We start from the raw sequence: 18,591 nt of genomic DNA on the forward strand, positions 1-18,591 counted from the left end.
ATGAGCATCTCGCCGAGCGCGTTGGGGCCGGAATTCGTCGGCCGGCCCGGCATGGTGCTGGAGCGGCTGAACCAGCTCTATCCGGCCCTGATCGACCTGTCGCTGGGCCGGCTGGAGGCCCTGCTGGGGCGGTTGGGCCATCCGGAACGGCGTCTGCCGCCGGTGATCCATGTCGCCGGCACCAACGGCAAGGGCAGTACCTGCGCCAATCTGCGCGCCATCGGAGAGGCTGCCGGCTGGCCGGTGCATGTCATGACCTCGCCGCATCTGGTGGACGTGACGGAACGTTTTCGCGTCGCCGGGCGCATCGTTTCGACCGACGAACTGGTGGCGGTGCTGGAGGACATCGAGCGCGTCAATGATGGCGCGCCGATCACGGTGTTCGAGGTACTGACCGCCGCCGGGCTTGTCCTGTTCGCCTGCCATCCCGCCCGTCTGGCGGTGATCGAGGTCGGGCTGGGCGGCCGTTTCGACGCCACCAATGTGCTGGCACGGCCCGCCGCCTGCGCGATCGCCTCGATTTCCATGGATCATGAGGCCTTTCTGGGCGATAGCCTGGCCGCCATCGCCGGCGAGAAGGCCGGGATCATGAAGCCCGGTGTGCCGGCGGTGACGGGCCATCAGGCGCCCGACGCCATGGCCGTGCTGCGGGCCCGGGCGGCGGAATGCGGTGCGCGCCTGCTTGAGCGCGATGCCGATTGGCAGATCGCGGCGGCAGGCGCGGGCCTGCGCTATGCCGACGCGCAGGGTGTGCTCGAATTGCCGATGCCGGGCCTGCCCGGCCCGCATCAGGTGGATAATGCCGGGTTGGCGGTGGCTGCGTTGCGCGCCAGCGGATTGGCGGTGCCGGACGAGGCGTGGGCGGGGATCGCCCGTACCGAATGGCCGGCACGCCTGCAACGGCTGGGTGGCGCGCTGGCCGCCCTGCTGCCGCCAGGGTGGGAAGTGTGGCTGGATGGCGGGCATAATCCCGGCGCCGGACTGGCGCTGGCCGATATGCTGGCCGGCTGGTCTGATCGCCCGGTGCATCTGGTGGTCGGCATGAAGCAGACCAAGGACGCCGCCGGTTTTCTCGCCCCCCTGCTGGCGCAGGCCGCCAGCGTTCAGGCCGTGGCGGAACCGGGCCAGCATCTGGCGCTGCCGGTCGAGGAGATTGTGGCAGCCGCCGCGGGCCGCGCTGTTCCCGGCCCGACCGTGCGGGCCGCGCTGGCACGTCTGGCCGAAAGCGGGGCTGGTCCGGGGCGGGTGGTGATCTGCGGCAGCCTGTACCTGGCTGGGGTTGTCCTGGCGCAGGACGGGTGGGTCGCGCGGTAGGTCAAGACCTTCTTTTTCTGAAGAAAAAGAAGCAAAAAGACTTTTGATCCGGTCAGGTGCCGTGTGCTGGGGACGGACGATGTCCCTGAACGAATCAAGGTTTTTTGGTTCTTTTTTCAAAAAAGAACATCTCTTCGCCCTCCGAGGATCTTCCCATGACCCACCGCCACAAAGTCATCTTCGACACGGACCCCGGTGTGGACGACGCGATGGCGTTGTATTTCCTGACGCGGCGGCCGGAATTCGACCTGCTGGCCGTGACCACGGTACATGGCAACCTGGATGTCGGGACCGTCACGCGCAATGCGCTGTGGCTGGTCGAGCGACTGGGGCTGGATGTGCCGGTCGGCAGGGGCGCGGCCACGCCGCTGGCGCGGCCGGGAGGGGCCGGGGCGCCGCATGTGCATGGGGCGGGCGGGCTGGGCGACCTGACGCCGCCGGCGCATCTGGCGCGCACGGTCGATCCGCGCCCGGGCTGGCAGGTGATCGTCGATCTGGTGCGCGCCCACCCGCATGAGGTCACGCTGATCGCCGTCGGGCCGCTGACTAACCTGGCTCTGGCGTTGCGGCATGATCCGGCCATTGCCGGGCTGGTGGCCGGGGTCAGCCTGATGGGTGGCGCGTTCGGCACCCATGGCTATAGCGGCAATATGTCGCCGGTGGCCGAAGCCAATATCCTGTCGGACCCCGAGGCGGCGGATCTGGTGATGACTGCGCGGTGGAAGGTCACGATCCTGGGGCTGGACGTGACGCAACAGGTGGTGATGGATGCCGCCTATCTGGACCGGCTGGGCGAACAAGGCGGGCCGGACGGGGCGTTCCTGCGCGCCGTGTCGCGTTTTTATCAGGGGTTTCACGAGCAGTCGCGCGGACTGGCCGGTATCTTCGCCCATGACAGCCTGGCGGTGATCCAGGTTCTGGCGCCGCATCTGTTCACCCTGCGGCGCGGGCCGGTCCGGGTGGTGTGCGGGGGGCTGGCAGACGGCCAGACGATCCAGAAGCCGGTCGGTATGCCTGGGCCGCCGGCACCGGCCTGGGACGCGGCGCCGCCATGCGCGGTTGCGGTGGATGTCGATGTGGCCGGTGTGCTGGCGTTGTATGCGGATACGTTTATCGTGTGAGGGTTTGATCGGGATCGGGAAAAATCGGTTCTTTTTTGAAAAATTTAATTCGGTCGGGAGCCTTTTGCTAGAAACACACGATTCCCCTGGACGGATCAACATCTTTTACTTCATTTGTGAAGAGGGAGGCCCGAATGGGTGATGTGGTGATTGTAGCCTATCGGCCAAAGCCCGGTCAGGAACAGAAGCTTCTGGAACTGACCCGCAATCATGTGCCGGCACTTCGCCGCCTTGGGCTTGCCACGGATCGCCCGACGCTGGCCATGCGCTCCCGGGAGGGGATCATCGTCGAAATCTTCGAGTGGCAGGAAGGCGCCCTTCAGACGGCCCATGCCCATCCGGATGTTCTGGCGATGTGGGAACGCTATGCGGCCGTTTGCGACTATGTGCCCCTGCATGAGCTGCCAGAAAGCCGCGATATGTTCGCACAATTCGAACCTATCGATCTCTGACAGGGTGCGTTTTGTCGTGCGGGGTGCTTGCCTGCGATCTTATCGTGAATTGGCCCGTCTGAGTTTTTCATAACGGGCGACCAGTCGGGTGCGGCGCAGGGGGGAGAGGCGCTGGGTCCAGAATATTCCGTTCAACTGGTCGATTTCGTGCTGGTGGCAGATCGCGCGCAGACCTTCGGCGTCCTCGATCCGTTCGCGGCCGTCGAGGTCAAGATAGCGCACGCGCACCCTGGCCGGGCGCTCGATCTGTTCGACGACGCCCGGCATGGAGACGCTGCCTTCCTCGTGGAGGATCGTTTCGTCGGATGCCCATAGGATGTCTGGATTGATATAGGTGCGGGGGCCTGTTTCGTCGCGCAGGTCCAGGACCGCGACGCGCAGCGCCACGCCGATATGTGGCGCCGTGATGCCGATGCCGGGGGCGGCGCGCATCGTGTCGAGCATGTCGGCGGCCAGTGCGTGAAGCTTGGTATCGAATTCTGTGACCGGCTCGGCCATCCTGCGCAGATGCGGGTCTGGAAACAGGAGGATCGGGCGCGCGGTCATTCTGCCGTCAGATAAAGGTGGCGGCGCGGACCCGGCCCACCGTCAGGCCGTTCCAGTTGCGCAGATCGTGGGTTGCCAATTGATGCAGCACCGTATGGTCGCGTGCCTCCGGGCCCAGGAAGCGCATCAGCAGGGCGGCCATCGCGACTTCGGCCGCGCGGGGGGCGCCGTCATGGCATTTCACGGCGATGCCCAGCCCCTGCTCCGGCAGGCTGGCGGCCATGATGCCCTCGGCGCCCATCTTGCTGAAGATTGCGGGGCCCAGTGCCTGCATGAGCACGGTGTCGAAGCGCCCGCTGCCCCCGACCATGAAGGGGGCATGGGCCACGGCCGCGCGCAGCCTTGCCGCCGCGCGCGCGCGTTCGGGGCCCAGTCCCCGGCCGGTGCCGAAACGCGCGAAGCCATGGGCCAGGGCGCGCAGCGGAATGGCGTAGGTCGGGATCGAGCAGCCGTCGATGCCGCGATTATCCTCGCCGTGGGCGGCGTCCGTCACGTCGGCGAGCGCCGCCGTGACCTCGCGCATGATCGGATGGGTGGGGTGGATATAGCCCGTCAGGTCCTCGTCGCGGTCGCAGGCCAGGCAGACGAAGCCGGCATGCTTGCCGGAACAATTATTGTGCAGGGCGTTGGGCGCGCCGCCCGCGCGGGCCAGCGCGTGGGCGGCGGCGGCGTTGGTCGGCCAGTGGGTGCCGCATTCCAGGCAGGCGGCATCGCGCCCGGCCCGCTCCAGCATCCGCGCCGCGACCGTGACGTGCGCCGGCTCGCCATTATGCGAGGCGCAGGCCAGCGCCAGGGCCTCGTCGTCCAGGCCAAGCCGGTCGGCGGCGCCGCTTTCGACCAGGGGCAAGGCCAGGAAGGCCTTGACCGCCGAACGCGGATAGGTCGGCCGCGCGATATCCCCCAGCGCGAACACCACGTTACCGTCGGCATCGACCACCACGGCGGTGCCGGCATGGCGGGATTCGACGCGGCCGCCGCGTTCGACTTCGGCGATTGCTGTTTCCATTGGCGGGGGCGTCCTCGGGGGTCAGGTGTTGCCGGTCAGGAAGTAACCGGGGCTGCCCGAACTGCGGGTGGAATCCGGATCGTCCTCGATCAGGTCGTCGATCATGAAGCGCTTCATGCGCAGCACGGCGACATCGACCGTGCCGGTGTCATCGTCGTCGGCCAGCAGGGCCAGCCAATAGGGCACGCCGCCCCGTTCGGTCAGCAGCAGGGGATGGCGGCGGCTGATGCTGATGCCGTCGCGCAGGATGGCTTCGGCGTTCTCTTCGGTGGTGATGTGATACAGATAGCTGTCGGCCGGGTCCGAGGCCTGGAGGCCGCGATAATGGATTCGGGCCAGTTGCAGGCTCTCGGCGTCCAGATGCGTGACCTGCCGGCGGGGGGGCGGGGCGGTAGGCGGGGGTGCCGCGAACAGGTCGTTCTGCCCGGTGTCGGCGGGCTCGCGCGCCGGGCGGGGCGCGCGGGGCCGGCGGGGAGTCGGGTGGGAAGACGGACGGGCGGACGCGGGTTCGGGCAGCGGCAGTTCGGCGGTATCCGGGCGGATGCGGGCCATGTCGAAATTCCGTCGCAGGGTGACGATGGGGTCGGGGTCGGGCAGGCTTTCCGCCAGGATCCGCCGGCCGCGCCGCCGCCAGAACAGGGCCAGGGCCTGGGGGCCGTTCCGGGCCGCGATCCGAGCCTGCCGGTGCCCCTGCCCGTCGTTGATCCGGAAGATCATGCATCCTGAATCCGGGGTTGCCAGGCCGGTCGGCCTGGCCCTGTAGCCGTTTTTTACCATAGTCCTCAGCCGTGTCTTATAGCGCCGCGCCGCCGAGGCAGGCGGCGCACAGTCCTTCGGCCTCGACGGTCGAATGGCGCACCATGAAACCGATCTGCCGTGTGGCGTGGATCAGGGCGTGCAGGATGCCGTGATCGTCCAGCTCCGTCACCTGGCCGCAGCCGGTGCAGATCAGAAATTGCGCCGCGTGGGGGTGTCCGGCCTCGGCATGGCTGCCATCGAGCGCGTGGGTACAGCCCACGAAGGCCGACAGGCGCTCGATCTTGTGGATCAGCCCCTCTTCGAGCAGGAAATCCAGCGCGCGATAGACGGTGGGTGGTGCCGCGCCCTTCTTGTCGGCGCGCAGCCCGTCCAGCAGGTCGTAGGCCCCGACCGGGCGCGCGGCCTCCAGCACCAGGCCCAGCACCTGGCGGCGCAGATCGGTCAGCCGCGAACCGTGCGCGGCGCAGAGCCGCTCGGCGGCGTTCAGCCGTGTCTCGGTCTTTTCGGCGAAAATCGTCCCAGCCATGCCTGCCGCGCCATGCTCCCGCTCTGTCCGGAAAGCCTGCCGGCAGGCCCCCCCCTGGTTTCCATACGCCGGAAAGCGCGTTATATGAAGGCTTCAAATATGTTACATTATAACGTATGTTGATCCGATATTCCTCCTGATGACGGCCTGCCCAGTGCCTGCTGACCTTGTTTTTTCCCTTCATTTCGTCCGCTCGCGCGTGATCCGCGCGTGGTTGATGGCTGTCCTGCTGGTGGCGTCGGCCACCGGGGCGGCCCGTGCCGACAGTCCGATCGCCATTGTCGCCGCCGAGGCGGTCTGGGGCGATATCGCGCGCCAGGTCGGGGGGGAGGACGCGGCGGTCACCAGCATCCTGACCAACCCCGCCACCGACCCCCATGCGTTCGAGGCCAGCCCGATGGACGGGCGGCGGCTGGGTAGCGCGCGGATCGTGATCGCCAATGGCGGCGGGTACGACGGATGGATCGACCGGCTGGTGACGGAGGGCGGAGACGCCGACCGGCCGGCGGTGCTGAACGTCGCGGCGCTGGTCGGGTGGCGGGATGGCGACAATGTTCATTTCTGGTACGACCTGTCGATGGTGCGTGCCGTCGCGACGGCGATCGCGCAGGATTGCGCGGCGATCCGCCCCGATCGTCGCGCGGCGTTGCAGGCGCGCCTGCAACGGTTTCTGGACGGGCTGGTGCCGCTTCAGCGGCGGATCGACCTGTTGCGGAGCCGCTATCAGGGGGTGCCGGTCGCCGCGTCCGAGCCGATCTTCGGCCTGATGACGGGGCAGATCGGCCTGGCGATGCACGATGCGGCGTTTCAGCGCGCGGTCATGAACGGCACCGACCCCGGGCCGTTCGAGGTTGCCGGGTTCGAGCGGGACCTGACGGCGCGGCGGGTGCGGCTGCTGATCCTGAACGAGCAGACGGCGGGCCCGGCGACCGAGCGGCTGGTGCAACTGGCGCGGGAGGCCGGCATTCCGGTGCTGCGCGTGGGCGAGAGCCTGCCGCCGGGCCTGTCGTACCAGGACTGGATCGCCGGAATCCTGGACCGGCTGGACCGGGCGTTGAGCGGCGGGCCGGCATGAGCGGCGATGCGTCCCCTGCCCCGCCGCCGGTCAGCATGGCGCATGTCACGCTGCGCGTCGGCGACCGTGCGATCCTGTCCGATGTCAGCCTGACGGTGCCCGCCGGGGCCTTTGTCGGCGTGCTGGGGCCGAATGGCGCGGGCAAGAGCAGCCTGATGCGCGCGATCCTGGGGGTTGCGCCGGTCTCGGGCGGGCGGATCGCGGTCTTTGGCCGGCGGGTGGGCCGGGGCAACCAGGATATCGGCTATCTGCCGCAATTCCCCGCCCGTTCGGCACCGCGCCTGAACGGGCGCAGCGTCATCGCCGCCGCGCTGCATGGCGAGCGGTGGGGATTGCCGTGCGACTGGCGGCCCGGCCGCCATCGCCGCCACGACGCAGCGGAGATCGACCGGGTGCTGGAACTGGTGGGGGCCACGCATCTGGCGCGCCGGCCGATCGACCATCTTTCGGGCGGCGAGCGGCAGCGGCTGCTGCTGGCGCAGGCCCTGCTGGGGCGGCCCCGGCTGCTGCTGCTGGACGAGCCGCTGGCCAGCCTGGACCCGCATCGGGCGCGGGAGGTCGTGGCGCTGGTGGATGCGATCCGCCGCCAGCTCGGGATCGCGGTGCTGTTTTCGACCCATGACATCAACCCGCTGCTGGGGGTGATGGACCGGGTGCTGTATGTGGGGCGCGGCGCGGCGCGGCTGGGCATGGTGGACGAGGTGGTGACCGGGCCGGTGCTGAGTGCCCTCTATGGCATGCCGGTCGAGGTGATCCGGGCGAACGGGCGCATCTTCGTCCTCGCCGACGGGGTGGTGCAGTCGTGAGCATGTTCGCCTTCGAATTCATGCGCCATGCCTTTGCCGCGACCGGGATCGTCGCGATCCTGTCGGGGCTGGTCGGCTATTTCATGGTGCTGCGGGGCGAGAGCTTTGCCGGGCACGCGCTGTCGCATGTCGGCTTCGCGGGGGCGACCGGCGCGCTGCTGGTCGGCATGCCGCCCTTCTGGGGCCTGACGGGCGCCACGGTGCTGGCCGGCGTGGCCATGGGGCTGGGCGGACGCGGCACCATGCAGGGGCGCGACGTGGCAATCGGGCTGGTGCTGTCCTGCATGCTGGGCTGCGGGTTGCTGTTCCTGCATTTCCTGACGACGTCGGCTACCCGCGCCACCGCGCTGCTGTTCGGCAACGTGCTGGGAGTGGACCGGTCGATGCTGGGCTGGCTGCTGGTGCCGGGCGTGGCGTGCGTGCTGGCCATGGCGGCGCTGTCGCGGCCGCTGCTGTTCGCCAGCCTGCAGCCCGAGACGGCGGAGGCCCGGGGCGTGCCGTTGCGCGCGGTGTCCACCCTCTTCCTGGCCATCGTCGCGGTGGTGACGGCGGAGTGCGTGCAGATTACCGGCGTGCTGCTGGTCTTCGCGCTGATGGTCGGGCCGGCGGCGACGGCGCAGCGCCTGACGGCCTCGCCGGGCTGGGGGATCGGGCTTTCGGTGGTGCTGGCGGTCGGCGCGGGCTGGGGCGGGCTGGCGCTGTCATGGTGGACCGACTGCCCGACCTCGTTCTGGATCAGCGCGCTGAGCACGGCCGGCTACCTGGCCGCCAGGGCCTGGAGCGGGGCGGGAGGCCGGGCCGTCTGACGCCGGAGCCCGGCCGGGCTTTCAGGCCGGCAGGGTCCAGCACCACCAGGCCATCAGCGCCAGGACGACGGCCAGCCCGGCATGCAGGACGAGCAGCGCGCGGCCGTCGATGACGGGGGGATTGGCCAGGCGGTGGCGTGGGGACATGGGGTGGGACTCCGGGTCAGGCGGTCAATGCTCGCGGCCGCCATGGGGCAGCATGTGATAGGCGCGGTTGAAATAGACCAGCCCGCCGACCGGCGCGCCGATGCGGATGGCCTCGACCACGCCGAACAGGACGCTGTGGGTGCCGACCTCGACCACGCGGTCGAGCGTGCAGTCGAAGGAGGCCACGGCTTCCTCGAGGACCGGGGCGCCCGTGGCCAGCGTCGTCCAGTGACCGACGGTGAAGCGTTCGTACATGTCCAGCGGGCCGGCGAAGGTGCCGGAAATATCGCGCTGGCCGGCGGACAGGACGTTGATGCAGAGCGGGCTGCCGGCATGAAAGGCGGCGCGCGCGCGCGACGCGCGGTTCATGCAGACCAGCAGGGTGGGCGGGGCGTCGCTGACCGAGCACACGGCTGAGGCGGTGAAGCCCACCGGGTCGTCCAGCGTGCCGGTCGTGACCACGTTGACCGCGGCACCCAGCCGCGCCATCGCGTCCCGGTAGGTCTGGGAATCCACACTCATGTCCGCGCCTTTCCTGCCCTCGCCCATTCCCCTAGGGGGCGATGGCTTCATCATCAATCATTCTCGCATAGTATCACGCCGGCGGAAACGGAAGGAACGCATCATCATGCAGGCTGACGCGGTGGACGACACGCTGCTGATCTCGCGCCAGGGGCGGCTGGGGCGGCTCACGGTCAATCGCCCCAAGGCATTGAACGCGCTGGATATCACGCTCTATCGCCGGATCGCCGCCGCGCTGGCGGCCTGGCGGGACGACCCGGCGGTCGAAACCGTGCTGATCGACAGTTCCAGCCCCCGGGCGTTTTCGGCGGGCGGGGACCTGCGGGCCCTGTACGCCCTGGCGCGGGAGGAGGGGCCCGACGCGGCGGCGCGCGTCTTTCGCGCGGGATATCGGCTGGTTTCGGTGCTGGCGGGATATCCCAAGCCGGTGGTGTCGTTCATGGACGGGATCACCATGGGCGGCGGGGTCGGGCTGGGGGCGCATGTGCGCCATCGGATCGTGACCGAGCGCAGCGTGGTCGCGATGCCGGAGGTGGCGATCGGGCTGACGCCCGACGCCGGCGGGTCGTACCTGCTGTCGCGCGCGCCCGGGCTGTACGGGCTGCGGCTGGCCCTGACCGGAGGGCGGATGCAGGGGGGACAGGCGGTGGTCGCGGGATTCGCCGACCGGATGCTGGCGGCGTCGGACCTGCCGGACCTGGCCGCCGCCCTGGCCCGCCGGCCGCCGGGGGAAGTGGTGGACCTGGCCCCGGCCGCCCCCCGCGCGGTCCAGGAGGACATGACGGCGATCAATGCGCTCTATGACGCGCCGGACGTGGCCACGCTGCGCGAGCGGCTGGCGCGCAGCGATGCGCCCTGGGCGGCGGAGGACCGGGAGGCGCTGGCGCGGGCCTCGCCACTGTCGCTGCTGGTCACGTTCCGCGCCTGGCATGCGGCGCGGCGCCTGCCCGACCTGAACAGCGTGCTGGAGCAGGAATATCGCCTGATCGGCAACCTGATCCGCCTGCACGACTTCATCGAGGGCGTGCGGGCCAAGATCGTCGACAAGGACGACGCGCCGCGCTGGCAGGAAGGCGCGGGCGAGGCGGCCGCCGAGGCCTGCTTCATGCCGCGCGCCGATACGCTGGACCTGCCGGTCTTTCCCGAACCCGTGTGACCCGCCGCCGTTTCGTGCTTTGCCCCCTCTTTCGATCGCAGGTTTCTGATCCATGCCGTTTTCCGCAGCCTATCACCCCGCCCGCGCGCATCTGACGCTGGGGGATGCGTTCTATGACCCCGTCGAGGCGGCGCGCTTTCCCGCGCATATCCTGCGCTTCCGCAACCAGGATGCGGCGGCGCGGATCGGGCTGGATACGCTGACCGACACCGAGTGGGTCGATCATCTGGGGCGCTTCGTGCCGCTGCCCGGCGGGCTGCCGACGCCGCTGGCGCTGCGGTATCACGGCCACCAGTTCCGCCAGTACAATCCCGACCTGGGCGATGGGCGGGGCTTTCTGTTCGCGCAGATGCGCGACGCGCGCGACGGCAGGCTGCTGGATATCGGCACCAAGGGCAGCGGCCGCACGCCGTGGTCGCGCGGCGGAGACGGGCGGCTGACCCTGAAGGGCGGCGTGCGCGAGATCCTGGCCAGCGAGATGCTGGACGCGCAGGGCGTGAGTACCTCGCGGACGCTGAGCGTGATCGAGACCGGCGAGGCGTTGCACCGGGGGGACGAGCCCTCGCCCACCCGGTCGTGCGTGCTGGCGCGGCTGAGCCATTCGCATATCCGCGTGGGAACCTTCCAGCGCCTTGCCGCGCTGGAAGACCAGGCCAGCCTGGCGCGGCTGGTCGATTATGTGATGGCCACCTACTTCCCCGACCGCCATGGCGGGGGCCGTGCGGCGGTGTCGCTGTACGACATCGTCTGCACCCGCGTGGCACGTCTGGCGGCGCAGTGGATGGGGGCGGGATTCGTGCATGGCGTGCTGAACACGGACAATATCAACATCACCGGCGAGAGTTTCGATTATGGCCCGTGGCGCTTCCTGCCGCGCTACGATCCCGCCTTCATCGCCGCCTATTTCGACCGGTCCGGCCTGTATGCGTTCGGGCGGCAGCCCGAGGCCGTGCTGTGGACCCTGGCACGGCTGGCGGAATGCCTGATCCCGCTGGCGGAAATCGAAGAGCTTCAGAAGATCTTCGACGATTTCCCGGATCGTTATGAAATGGAGATGAACGGGGTCATCGTGAAACGGCTTGGTTTGTCTTCACTTTCCAGAAATGACGATCGTGATCTGGCGAAGGAGACATGGGCGTTTCTGGAACGATCGGGAATTGGATTTGAAAATTTGTTCTTCGACTGGTATGGTGGATCACAGAGCGGGCGTCGGGCCCTGGACGGACCCAATGCCCGTTTTTATGCGGGTGCGGAATTCGAGCCGCTGCGGCAGCGGATCGATGCCTATTCTCCGCGAGCGGATCTGGACCTTTCCAGTCCGTATTTTTCCCGATCCGCTCCCTGCACCCTGCTGATCGATGCGGTGGAGCGGATATGGCAGCCGATCGCCGACCGGGACGACTGGAGCATGCTCGATGACACGCTCGCGTCGATCCGGGAGATGAAGGCTGCCCTCTCGCCTGCCGCCCGATGACGGCGCGGTTCGGGAGAAGACCGGCATGGCCATCCGGGGTGCCCGCGGAGCATGGGCGGTCCTGGGCAGATTTTTCCGAAAAGGACGACAGGAATGCAGAATTTCTCGCCGCAACCCACCAGCCTGGCGCATGTGTCCGAATACGAGATTTCGGATAATGCGCGGCTGACCCTCTGGCTCGCAGCCGCCGTGGCCGCCATCTGTGGCGGCCTCTACGGCTACGACACCGGTATCATTTCCGGCGCCCTGCTGCTGATTACGCGGGATTTCCACCTCGGCAGCACGCAGCAGGAACTCGTCGCCTCGGCGATCCTGGCCGGTGCGGTGATCGGCGCGGTGGGCACCGGCTGGCTGTCCGAACGGTTCGGGCGCCGCACCACCGTCATGATCGTCACCGCCGTGTTCGTGACGGGGGCGGTGGCGTGTTCGGTGGCGCCCGATGTCGGCATGCTGATCGTCGCGCGTATCTATCTGGGCCTGGGCGTCGGCGGATCGACGCAGGTGGTGCCGATGTACATCTCGGAACTGGCGCCGGCGTCAAAGCGCGGGCGGCTGGTGACGCTGTTCAACGTGGCGATCGGGATCGGGATCTTTCTTGCCAATATCGTCGGGTTTGCGATGCGCGACGCATGGGGCTGGCGGCCGATGATCGCGATCGCGGCGGGGCCGGCGCTGTTCGTGTTCGTCGCCATGTTCTTCCTGCCGCGCAGCCCGCGCTGGACGGCGGAGAACGAGGGGCTGGAGGCGGCGATCGGCGAACTGACGAAGGTCCGGACCACGCATCGCGAAATTCATAGGGAAATCGGGAAGATTCACGCGGCGGCGTCGAACGTTTCCGACGACCAGCGGGGGTGGCGCGGCCTGTCGCAGCCCTGGGTGCGGCCGGCCCTGGTCGCGGCGTTCGGCGTTGCCTTCTTCACCCAGTGCGGCGGGCTGGAGATGATGATCTATTATGCGCCCACCTTCCTGTCGGATGCCGGATTCGGCCATTCGGCGGCGCTGCTGGCCAGCGTGGGGGTCGCGATCGTGTATCTGGTGATGACGCTGACAGGATCGCTGGTCGTCGATCGTATCGGGCGCCGGCGGCTGATGCTGATCATGGGGCCGGGGTCGGTGCTCAGCCTGATCGGGCTGGGGCTGATGTTCATGATGCATCCCGACAAGGGCAGTGTCGGAAGCTGGATGACCATCGTCTTCCTGCTGCTGTTCATGATGTTCAATTCGGGCGGCATCCAGGTCGTCGGCTGGCTGCTGGGGGCCGAGATGTTCCCGCTGCCGATGCGCGGCACCGCGACCAGCCTGCATGCGGCCACGCTGTGGGGCAGCAACCTGCTGGTGACCAGCACGGCGCTGACGCTGGTGCAGACGATCTCGCTGGGGGGGACGATGTGGTTCTATGCCGGGGTCAACCTGGCGTCGGTGCTGTTCGTCTATTTCCTGGTGCCGGAAACGCGCGGGGCCTCGCTGGAGGATATCGAGAAGGCGTTGCAGGAAGGGCGCTTTCGCCCGCGCCGGGGGCAGACCGCCATCGTGGAGCGGTAGGCGTCGGGGCGGCGCCCCCATAGCGGGGGCGATCCGCGCGGATGCTTACGCCGTCCGACCTCCCGGGGTCTGGCGTCGACCGCGTGACCCATGGCCGTCATGGCCAGTTGGGCGAGGAGACCGGCCGTGCGATCCGCGATGCCGCGCGCGCAGGGCGGCCGTCAGGGCCGCCATGACGGCGCGGGTCTTCGTCTCCGCGCGCTCCTGGAGCGTGGGGTGGGCTGCGATGATGACCCGGCGGGATGCCGACAAAGCGCGGTTCTCGACGAACAGGGGTTCGACCGACCGACAGGCGCGCAGCAGGACCTCCCACGGACGGAGCGCGGCCGGGGCGTCGGACACGGCATTGGTGAGCGCCGCGATGAACACATCCTCGCCGCCGAACAGTACCTCTCGCTTGTCGGGGAAATGCCGGAAGAAGGTGCGTTGGGTGACGCCGGCCTCCGCCGCGATGTCCGCCGCATGCAAAGCCTGCCGAGATGCGCGCTCTCCGCGCCCGGCGCTACGGCGAACCGCTTGACGTGCTCCAGGTCGATGTCGTGCCCGTTCCGATCCCGGCGCCGGGACAAATTCGGGTTCGCGTCCATGCCTGCGCGTTCAATCCGGCGGATTGGGCGGTGTGCGGGGGGTTCATTCCCCTGCCGCCGCCCCGCGGCATCGGGTTCGACGTATCGGGGATCGTCGATGCCATCGGCGATCGCGTCTTCGGCGTGCCGGATTATATCGCCTTCGACACCGCGGGGGCCGCCGAACATGCGGTCCTGAAAGTGTGGGTTGCCGTGCCCGAGGGGCTGGACCTGCTGCATGCCGCGACGCTGCCCATGGCGGTTGAGACCGCGACGCGGAGCATCGACCTTCTGGGATTGAGCGCGGGCCAGACGCTGGTCGTGAATGGTGGCGGGACGATGACCGGCTTCGCCGCCGTCCAGATCGCGCTGCTGCGTGGCGCGCATGTCATCGCCACCGCCGGCGAGACCTTTGCTGCGCGATTGCGGGGACTTGGCGCGCGGGTGACGCCCTATGGCGACGGTATGGTCGAGCGTGTCCGCGACATGGCCGGCGCTGCGCCGGATTTCGTCCTGCATACCGCGCGGGTCGAAGGCGTGCTGCCTGATCTGGTCAGGATCGTGGACGGCGATCCAGGGCGTGTCATGAGTTTCAGCGATTTCGACGAAGGCGGGATAGGCGTTCGTACCACGGGACGGGAGAAGGGCGTGGTCCATCGGTATGACGTGCTCGCGGAGTATGCCCGGCTGGCCGCCGAGGGACGGTTTACGATTCCGATCGCGCGCATCTTCACCTGGGAGGATTGGCGGGATGCGGTCGCGACCAGCATGAGCGGGCGTGCGCACGGCAAGCTGGTGTTTGCGATCGATCCATCGGCATCTTCCCGCGCGCGGCGGGGGCATTAACATATTCTGGCCGGGTAGTGCGTCGAACGGATTCATGTTGTGGTAATCGTCGATAGAGTGGAAGTCGCGTCGCATGAAAGCTCCGATCGGCGCAGAGGCTGCCAGCGTCTTCAACACCGCCTGATCGGCTTTGGATTGCCAGATATCGATGGATATACGGTGACCTTTCGTATGGAGCGGTACCGTGGAATCCGAGCGGATGTCAATTCTGCGTTGCGTAAATATTAAGTTCATTACCAGGCATAATCCTCTGGTGCTGATTTATGCTCCGGGGACAGAAGATCCAATTTTTCCAATATGTGTCGATCCAATTTCAGATCCGAAGCGCGAAAGCATTGCCGGAGTTGATCCGTCGTTCTCGGACCGATGACAGGTGCCGTGACGGCGGGTTGATGCAACAGCCAAGCCACTGCCACATCTGATGGTTCGCGACCGGGCTCGGCGGCAAGGGCCGCATGTACCGAGTGCTATCGCGGGGACATTCGAATCCAATTGGTCGTTGTGACTGTTCAAACCACCGTTGAGCATCAGCGCCTTCGACTTGGCTATGGCTTGGCATCCCCGCACTGGCGTCTCAGAATCCAGCGAGATCGGACACGATCCAAGAGGACGTTGACTTATGACGGCAGGGACTGTGGGGGACACGGCGTCATCCGGTCATTTGCCTATTATATTTCATTTTCGCAATATCATGTGGCTATTCGATACGAATGGAGACGCTCTGGCCCGCTTGAATGGGATATGATCGTTCTGTTCATGCATATTGCATGATGTCATCTGCAAAAAAGCATACTGAATGATCCATTTTTATCAACCATTCCATATGGCCGGGATGGCCTTGCGCTCTTGCATGGTCGCGGCGATGGGGATGAAAGGGCCGGGCCTGCGTGGCGGAAGAACGGATAGGCCGCCTGCCCGGCGGGATGACCGGGGCGGGCCGTCCTTGCGCCGTCGGGGCGCGCGGCCGATCTTCATGCTGCATATTCCGAAAACTGCCGGGTCTTCCGTCAATGTCCTGATGTCGGGCCTTGCGGACAGTGTGGCGCATCTGGAAAGCAAGCCCGCGTTGAAAGCGATGATCGCCGAGGGATCGGTCGATGTCGATTATGCGTCGGGGCATGTGTATCTGGACGATATGCGGCATCTGACCAAAGGGCGAAACTGGTTCACCTTCACCATCCTGAGAGAGCCGATCGCGCAGACGGTGTCTCATATAAAATGGGTCAAGTCATTCGGAGCGCCGTCGCGGATGGTGTCCTGGAGAGGATATTCGCCGGGCGAGTGCCGCCTGTTCAGGGCGCTGTATGGGACGGATCTCGATGACGTCGACAAGCTTGGCTATATTTTCCGCCGGAACGAGCTGGCCGCGCATTTTTTCGACAATTGCCAGACGCGGTACCTCGCCGGTCGGCGCGACCGGCCTTTGCGGGAAAGCGATTACCGTGATGCGATCGCCGGGTTGGCGTCGCTGGACCATGTCGGGCTGTGCGAGCGCGTCGAAGACACTCTGTCGGCCGTGCTGCAATCCGCCGGCTGGGGGGCGTTGCCCGTGCCGGTGCCCAGAACCAACCAGGCCAGGATACAGGGCGGCCCCGACCTGGATGACCCGCGCGTCTGGTCGTTCTATGCGAATCTGACCCGTTTCGATCGGCGCCTCTATGACCATTGCCGTATCCTTGAGGGAGCCGCCTGACCGTTGGCGCCCTGCCGGCCCTTCGGGAAAGGGTCCGCATGCTTTCTTGCGATCGACGAGCATGTTGCCGAGCGCGGTCAGCCGTCCTGCGCCATCGTGACGATGACGCGCCCATGCGTTGTGCCGTCGAGCAGCGCGCGGGCGGTATCGGGGACTTCGGCGAGGGCGATCTGCCGCGTCATCAGGTCCAGGCGCTGGGGATCGATCAGCTCGGCCAGGCGGTTCCAGGCGGTCATGCGCCGGTCGCGGGGGCATTGGACGCTGTCGATTCCGATCAGCGACACGCCGCGCAGGATGAACGGGGCCACCGTGGCGGGGAAATCCATGCCGCCTGCCAGGCCGCAGGCCGTCACCACGCCGCCCGGCATCATGCCCGCGCACAGATTGGCCAGGACCCGGCCGCCGGCGACATCGACCGCGCCCGCCCAGCGCGCGCGCTCCAGCGGCTTTCCGACGTTGGTGAACGCATCGCGCGGCAGGATCGCGGCGGCGCCCAATGCTTCCAGATACGTGCCTTCCCGCGGTCGGCCGGTGATCGCCTCGACCGTGTAGCCGAGCCTGGACAGCAGCATCAGCGCGATGCTGCCCACGCCGCCCGAGGCGCCGGAGACCACGATCGGCTCGCTTTCGGGATGAACGCCTTCGCGCTCCAGCGCCATGACGCAGAGCATGGCGGTGTAGCCGGCCGTTCCGATGGCCATCGCCTGGCGCGTCGAGAGGCCGGCGGGCAGCGGCACCAGCCAGTCGCCCCGCACGCGTGCCCTGCCCGCCAGTCCGCCCCAATGCGACTCGCCCACGCCCCAGCCGTTCAGGACGACCCGATCGCCGGGCGACAGGGCGGGATCGTCCGATTGCGTGACGGTGCCCGCGAAATCGATGCCCGGAACCATGGGGAAGCGACGGACGATCGGCCCCCGGCCGGTGATCGCCAGGGCGTCCTTGTAATTCAGGGTCGACCATTCGACCCGCACCGTCACGTCGCCTTCCGGCAGTGCGTCCTCCGTCATCCGGCGCAGGGCGACATGCTGTGCGCCGGATGCGTCCTTTTCGATCAACAGAGCCTGGAACTGCGTATCCATGAAGGGTCTCCCGGATTGGACCGATCGTTTATGAAATGACGGAGAAAAGCGGCTTATCGTGGCGGGGATGTGTGTTCCGCCGCGATCAGGGTCAGGAATCCATCCTCGAAGGCCCGGAGCGGGGCCGTGCTGCGTTCGAGGCGCGCGCGCAGCACCGCGCCCTCCCACCCCGTCCAGAAGAAGCGCGCCCAGGCCCGCGCGCGGGTGGGATCGATCGGCAGGAGGCAGGCCGTCAGCCGGTCTTCCCATCCCGTCAGGACATCGCGGAGCGCCGTCCGGTAGGTATCGGGCAGGGCGCCCAGTTCCTGCCCGAGAGTGCCGACCAGGCACCCGCGCCGGAAGCCGTGCCGCTCCATCCCCCGGCAGGCGTCCGCGATGAAGTGTCGCAGCCTTTCGGCGGGGGGCGCGCTGTCGTCCTTCAGCCAGCGCGCCAGTTTCGTATTGAAATAGGCGGCATAGGCTTCGATCAGGACGAGGCCGAATGCCTCCTTGCTCGGAAAATAGTAATAGAACGACCCTTTGGGCACCTGCGCCCGCGCCAGCAGTTCCTCCAGCCCGGAGGCCACGAAGCCCTTTTCGGTCAGCGCCGCGACGCCTTCCCGGATCAGGGTCTGCCGGGTCTCGGAATAGCCGTCTTCCGATTTCGGCGGGCGGCCACGGCGGCGGTGTTGAGCCACGGATGTCATGGAGGGTTTTGTAGACCGATCGTCTGGTAAATTGCGCGCCGTTTTCCGGGCGGGACGTTCACATCGTCGTCAGCGGTCATCCGCCGGCGGGCGCGGCCTCCGGCTCCGTCTCGCGCTGGGTGTCCGTTCCGAAGCGGGTATGGGTATCGCCCCACTGTTTCAGCGCCGTGATGACGGGTTCCAGAGTCCGGCCGCGTTCGGTCAGGCTGTATTCCACTTTCGGCGGCACTTCGGCGTAGACCGTCCGCAGGACGAAGCCGTCCTGTTCCAGTTCGCGCAATTGTGCCGTGAGCATGCGCTGGGTGACGGTGGGCAGGCGCTTGCGGAGGGCGTTGAAGCGCATCGTTCCGTGCAGGAGATGGAAAAGGATCACGCCTTTCCACTTCCCGTCGATCAGTTCGAGCGTCGCTTCCACGGCGCAACCGGGGCTGCAATCCAGCCGTTTGTGACGGATACGGGGCATGACGGT

At 67.5% G+C, this 18,591-nt stretch carries 21 protein-coding genes and 1 pseudogene; 11 read left to right on the top strand and 11 right to left on the bottom strand.

The features are described 5' to 3' along the window. The 3 genes from HLH48_RS07255 to HLH48_RS07265 all read left to right on the top strand — a co-directional run bounded on the left by HLH48_RS07255 (nucleotide 1) and on the right by HLH48_RS07265 (nucleotide 2,887). On the top strand, nucleotides 1-1,314 hold the full coding sequence (locus tag HLH48_RS07255) for a bifunctional folylpolyglutamate synthase/dihydrofolate synthase (RefSeq protein ID WP_182996823.1): 1,314 nt from the start codon (nucleotides 1-3) through the stop codon (nucleotides 1,312-1,314). A gap of 155 nt (nucleotides 1,315-1,469) precedes the next feature. Continuing rightward, nucleotides 1,470-2,435 carry a nucleoside hydrolase gene (locus HLH48_RS07260; protein WP_182996824.1) on the top strand — a complete coding sequence of 322 codons (966 nt, stop codon included), beginning with the start codon at nucleotides 1,470-1,472 and terminating at the stop codon, nucleotides 2,433-2,435. A 134-nt stretch (nucleotides 2,436-2,569) separates the two neighbouring features. Next, on the top strand, nucleotides 2,570-2,887 hold the full coding sequence (locus HLH48_RS07265) for a hypothetical protein (RefSeq protein WP_182996825.1): 318 nt from the start codon (nucleotides 2,570-2,572) through the stop codon (nucleotides 2,885-2,887). A 39-nt stretch (nucleotides 2,888-2,926) separates the two neighbouring features. On the opposite strand, the gene HLH48_RS07270 is transcribed toward HLH48_RS07265, so the two are convergent. From HLH48_RS07270 to HLH48_RS07285, 4 genes are all read right to left on the bottom strand, one after another. Next, nucleotides 2,927-3,433, bottom strand: coding sequence for a peptide deformylase (locus tag HLH48_RS07270; RefSeq protein ID WP_182996826.1), 507 nt, complete (start codon nucleotides 3,431-3,433; stop codon nucleotides 2,927-2,929). 7 nt (nucleotides 3,434-3,440) lie between these two features. Next, nucleotides 3,441-4,439, bottom strand: a complete 999-nt coding sequence (locus HLH48_RS07275) for an asparaginase (protein WP_182996827.1) — start codon at nucleotides 4,437-4,439, stop codon at nucleotides 3,441-3,443. Nucleotides 4,440-4,460: 21 nt separating this feature from the next. After that, entirely contained in the window at nucleotides 4,461-5,156 is a 696-nt protein-coding gene (locus tag HLH48_RS07280) for a hypothetical protein (protein ID WP_246387088.1), read from the bottom strand. A gap of 76 nt (nucleotides 5,157-5,232) precedes the next feature. Then, nucleotides 5,233-5,724, bottom strand: a complete 492-nt coding sequence (locus HLH48_RS07285; RefSeq protein ID WP_182996829.1) for a transcriptional repressor — start codon at nucleotides 5,722-5,724, stop codon at nucleotides 5,233-5,235. Nucleotides 5,725-5,878: 154 nt separating this feature from the next. Here HLH48_RS07285 and HLH48_RS07290 point away from each other — a divergent pair, with 154 nt between their 5' ends. From HLH48_RS07290 to HLH48_RS07300, 3 genes are read left to right on the top strand one after another with little or no spacing between them, the layout of a single operon-like run. Further along, entirely contained in the window at nucleotides 5,879-6,799 is a 921-nt protein-coding gene (locus tag HLH48_RS07290) for a metal ABC transporter solute-binding protein, Zn/Mn family (RefSeq protein WP_264812745.1), read from the top strand. Continuing rightward, on the top strand, nucleotides 6,796-7,605 hold the full coding sequence (locus HLH48_RS07295) for a metal ABC transporter ATP-binding protein (RefSeq protein WP_182996830.1): 810 nt from the start codon (nucleotides 6,796-6,798) through the stop codon (nucleotides 7,603-7,605). Before HLH48_RS07290 ends, HLH48_RS07295 begins: the two co-directional genes overlap by 4 nt. A 2-nt stretch (nucleotides 7,606-7,607) precedes the next feature. Further along, the gene (locus tag HLH48_RS07300; protein WP_182996907.1) at nucleotides 7,608-8,411 is read left to right on the top strand and encodes a metal ABC transporter permease; all 804 of its coding nucleotides are present in this window, start codon (nucleotides 7,608-7,610) and stop codon (nucleotides 8,409-8,411) included. A 21-nt stretch (nucleotides 8,412-8,432) separates the two neighbouring features. Here HLH48_RS07300 and HLH48_RS23535 read toward each other — a convergent pair whose 3' ends face one another. Together HLH48_RS23535 and HLH48_RS07305 are read right to left on the bottom strand one after the other, a co-directional pair. Next, on the bottom strand, nucleotides 8,433-8,558 hold the full coding sequence (locus HLH48_RS23535) for a hypothetical protein (RefSeq protein ID WP_264812748.1): 126 nt from the start codon (nucleotides 8,556-8,558) through the stop codon (nucleotides 8,433-8,435). Nucleotides 8,559-8,582: 24 nt separating this feature from the next. Then, a complete protein-coding gene (locus HLH48_RS07305; RefSeq protein ID WP_182996831.1) occupies nucleotides 8,583-9,080 on the bottom strand; it encodes a flavin reductase in 498 nt (165 codons plus the stop codon). A 106-nt stretch (nucleotides 9,081-9,186) separates the two neighbouring features. On the opposite strand from HLH48_RS07305, the gene HLH48_RS07310 reads away from it, so the two are divergent. From HLH48_RS07310 to HLH48_RS07320, 3 genes are all read left to right on the top strand, one after another. Further along, nucleotides 9,187-10,236 carry an enoyl-CoA hydratase/isomerase family protein gene (locus HLH48_RS07310; protein WP_182996832.1) on the top strand — a complete coding sequence of 350 codons (1,050 nt, stop codon included), beginning with the start codon at nucleotides 9,187-9,189 and terminating at the stop codon, nucleotides 10,234-10,236. A 52-nt stretch (nucleotides 10,237-10,288) separates the two neighbouring features. Further along, nucleotides 10,289-11,710 carry a protein adenylyltransferase SelO gene (locus HLH48_RS07315; RefSeq protein ID WP_182996833.1) on the top strand — a complete coding sequence of 474 codons (1,422 nt, stop codon included), beginning with the start codon at nucleotides 10,289-10,291 and terminating at the stop codon, nucleotides 11,708-11,710. Nucleotides 11,711-11,803: 93 nt separating this feature from the next. After that, nucleotides 11,804-13,252 carry a sugar porter family MFS transporter gene (locus HLH48_RS07320; protein WP_182996834.1) on the top strand — a complete coding sequence of 483 codons (1,449 nt, stop codon included), beginning with the start codon at nucleotides 11,804-11,806 and terminating at the stop codon, nucleotides 13,250-13,252. A 45-nt stretch (nucleotides 13,253-13,297) separates the two neighbouring features. On the opposite strand, the gene HLH48_RS07325 is transcribed toward HLH48_RS07320, so the two are convergent. Beyond that, nucleotides 13,298-13,720: a TetR/AcrR family transcriptional regulator gene (locus HLH48_RS07325; RefSeq protein ID WP_182996835.1), complete on the bottom strand. Its 423-nt coding sequence runs from the start codon at nucleotides 13,718-13,720 to the stop codon at nucleotides 13,298-13,300. Between the two features lie 11 nt (nucleotides 13,721-13,731). Between HLH48_RS07325 and HLH48_RS07330 the strand changes: the two genes are divergently transcribed. After that, nucleotides 13,732-14,664 (top strand): NADP-dependent oxidoreductase, encoded by a 933-nt coding sequence (locus HLH48_RS07330; protein WP_182996836.1) that lies wholly within the window; start codon nucleotides 13,732-13,734, stop codon nucleotides 14,662-14,664. Between the two features lie 233 nt (nucleotides 14,665-14,897). Here HLH48_RS07330 and HLH48_RS23765 read toward each other — a convergent pair. Beyond that, nucleotides 14,898-15,104: pseudogene (locus HLH48_RS23765) on the bottom strand (aldo/keto reductase); the annotation flags it as partial. A gap of 503 nt (nucleotides 15,105-15,607) precedes the next feature. On the opposite strand from HLH48_RS23765, the gene HLH48_RS07340 reads away from it, so the two are divergent. Continuing rightward, entirely contained in the window at nucleotides 15,608-16,357 is a 750-nt protein-coding gene (locus tag HLH48_RS07340) for a sulfotransferase family protein (protein WP_182996838.1), read from the top strand. A 77-nt stretch (nucleotides 16,358-16,434) separates the two neighbouring features. On the opposite strand, the gene acuI is transcribed toward HLH48_RS07340, so the two are convergent. The 3 genes from acuI to HLH48_RS07355 all read right to left on the bottom strand — a co-directional run bounded on the left by acuI (nucleotide 16,435) and on the right by HLH48_RS07355 (nucleotide 18,585). Beyond that, nucleotides 16,435-17,436: an acrylyl-CoA reductase (NADPH) gene (gene acuI, locus HLH48_RS07345; RefSeq protein ID WP_182996839.1), complete on the bottom strand. Its 1,002-nt coding sequence runs from the start codon at nucleotides 17,434-17,436 to the stop codon at nucleotides 16,435-16,437. Nucleotides 17,437-17,489: 53 nt separating this feature from the next. Continuing rightward, a complete protein-coding gene (acuR, locus tag HLH48_RS07350; protein WP_182996840.1) occupies nucleotides 17,490-18,122 on the bottom strand; it encodes an acrylate utilization transcriptional regulator AcuR in 633 nt (210 codons plus the stop codon). A gap of 76 nt (nucleotides 18,123-18,198) precedes the next feature. Further along, nucleotides 18,199-18,585, bottom strand: a complete 387-nt coding sequence (locus HLH48_RS07355) for a winged helix-turn-helix transcriptional regulator (RefSeq protein WP_182996841.1) — start codon at nucleotides 18,583-18,585, stop codon at nucleotides 18,199-18,201. Nucleotides 18,586-18,591 lie beyond the last annotated feature (6 nt).

This window comes from Gluconacetobacter sacchari, assembly GCF_014174255.1.
Classification (GTDB): Bacteria; Pseudomonadota; Alphaproteobacteria; order Acetobacterales; family Acetobacteraceae; genus Gluconacetobacter; species Gluconacetobacter sacchari.

What these genes read in the sequence shown, in the direction of transcription:
- HLH48_RS07300 (WP_182996907.1), top strand. Translation starts at nt 7,608, where the DNA reads ATGTTCGCCTTCGAATTCATGCGCCATGCCTTTGCCGCGACCGGGATC.
- HLH48_RS07270 (WP_182996826.1), bottom strand. Translation starts at nt 3,433, where the DNA reads ATGACCGCGCGCCCGATCCTCCTGTTTCCAGACCCGCATCTGCGCAGG.
- HLH48_RS07330 (WP_182996836.1), top strand. Translation starts at nt 13,732, where the DNA reads ATGCGCGCTCTCCGCGCCCGGCGCTACGGCGAACCGCTTGACGTGCTC.
- HLH48_RS23535 (WP_264812748.1), bottom strand. Translation starts at nt 8,558, where the DNA reads ATGTCCCCACGCCACCGCCTGGCCAATCCCCCCGTCATCGACGGCCGC.
- acuR (WP_182996840.1), bottom strand. Translation starts at nt 18,122, where the DNA reads ATGACATCCGTGGCTCAACACCGCCGCCGTGGCCGCCCGCCGAAATCG.
- HLH48_RS07295 (WP_182996830.1), top strand. Translation starts at nt 6,796, where the DNA reads ATGAGCGGCGATGCGTCCCCTGCCCCGCCGCCGGTCAGCATGGCGCAT.
- HLH48_RS07305 (WP_182996831.1), bottom strand. Translation starts at nt 9,080, where the DNA reads ATGAGTGTGGATTCCCAGACCTACCGGGACGCGATGGCGCGGCTGGGT.
- HLH48_RS07355 (WP_182996841.1), bottom strand. Translation starts at nt 18,585, where the DNA reads ATGCCCCGTATCCGTCACAAACGGCTGGATTGCAGCCCCGGTTGCGCC.
- HLH48_RS07285 (WP_182996829.1), bottom strand. Translation starts at nt 5,724, where the DNA reads ATGGCTGGGACGATTTTCGCCGAAAAGACCGAGACACGGCTGAACGCC.
- HLH48_RS07280 (WP_246387088.1), bottom strand. Translation starts at nt 5,156, where the DNA reads ATGATCTTCCGGATCAACGACGGGCAGGGGCACCGGCAGGCTCGGATC.
- acuI (WP_182996839.1), bottom strand. Translation starts at nt 17,436, where the DNA reads ATGGATACGCAGTTCCAGGCTCTGTTGATCGAAAAGGACGCATCCGGC.
- HLH48_RS07255 (WP_182996823.1), top strand. Translation starts at nt 1, where the DNA reads ATGAGCATCTCGCCGAGCGCGTTGGGGCCGGAATTCGTCGGCCGGCCC.
- HLH48_RS07260 (WP_182996824.1), top strand. Translation starts at nt 1,470, where the DNA reads ATGACCCACCGCCACAAAGTCATCTTCGACACGGACCCCGGTGTGGAC.
- HLH48_RS07315 (WP_182996833.1), top strand. Translation starts at nt 10,289, where the DNA reads ATGCCGTTTTCCGCAGCCTATCACCCCGCCCGCGCGCATCTGACGCTG.
- HLH48_RS07275 (WP_182996827.1), bottom strand. Translation starts at nt 4,439, where the DNA reads ATGGAAACAGCAATCGCCGAAGTCGAACGCGGCGGCCGCGTCGAATCC.
- HLH48_RS07310 (WP_182996832.1), top strand. Translation starts at nt 9,187, where the DNA reads ATGCAGGCTGACGCGGTGGACGACACGCTGCTGATCTCGCGCCAGGGG.
- HLH48_RS07265 (WP_182996825.1), top strand. Translation starts at nt 2,570, where the DNA reads ATGGGTGATGTGGTGATTGTAGCCTATCGGCCAAAGCCCGGTCAGGAA.
- HLH48_RS07320 (WP_182996834.1), top strand. Translation starts at nt 11,804, where the DNA reads ATGCAGAATTTCTCGCCGCAACCCACCAGCCTGGCGCATGTGTCCGAA.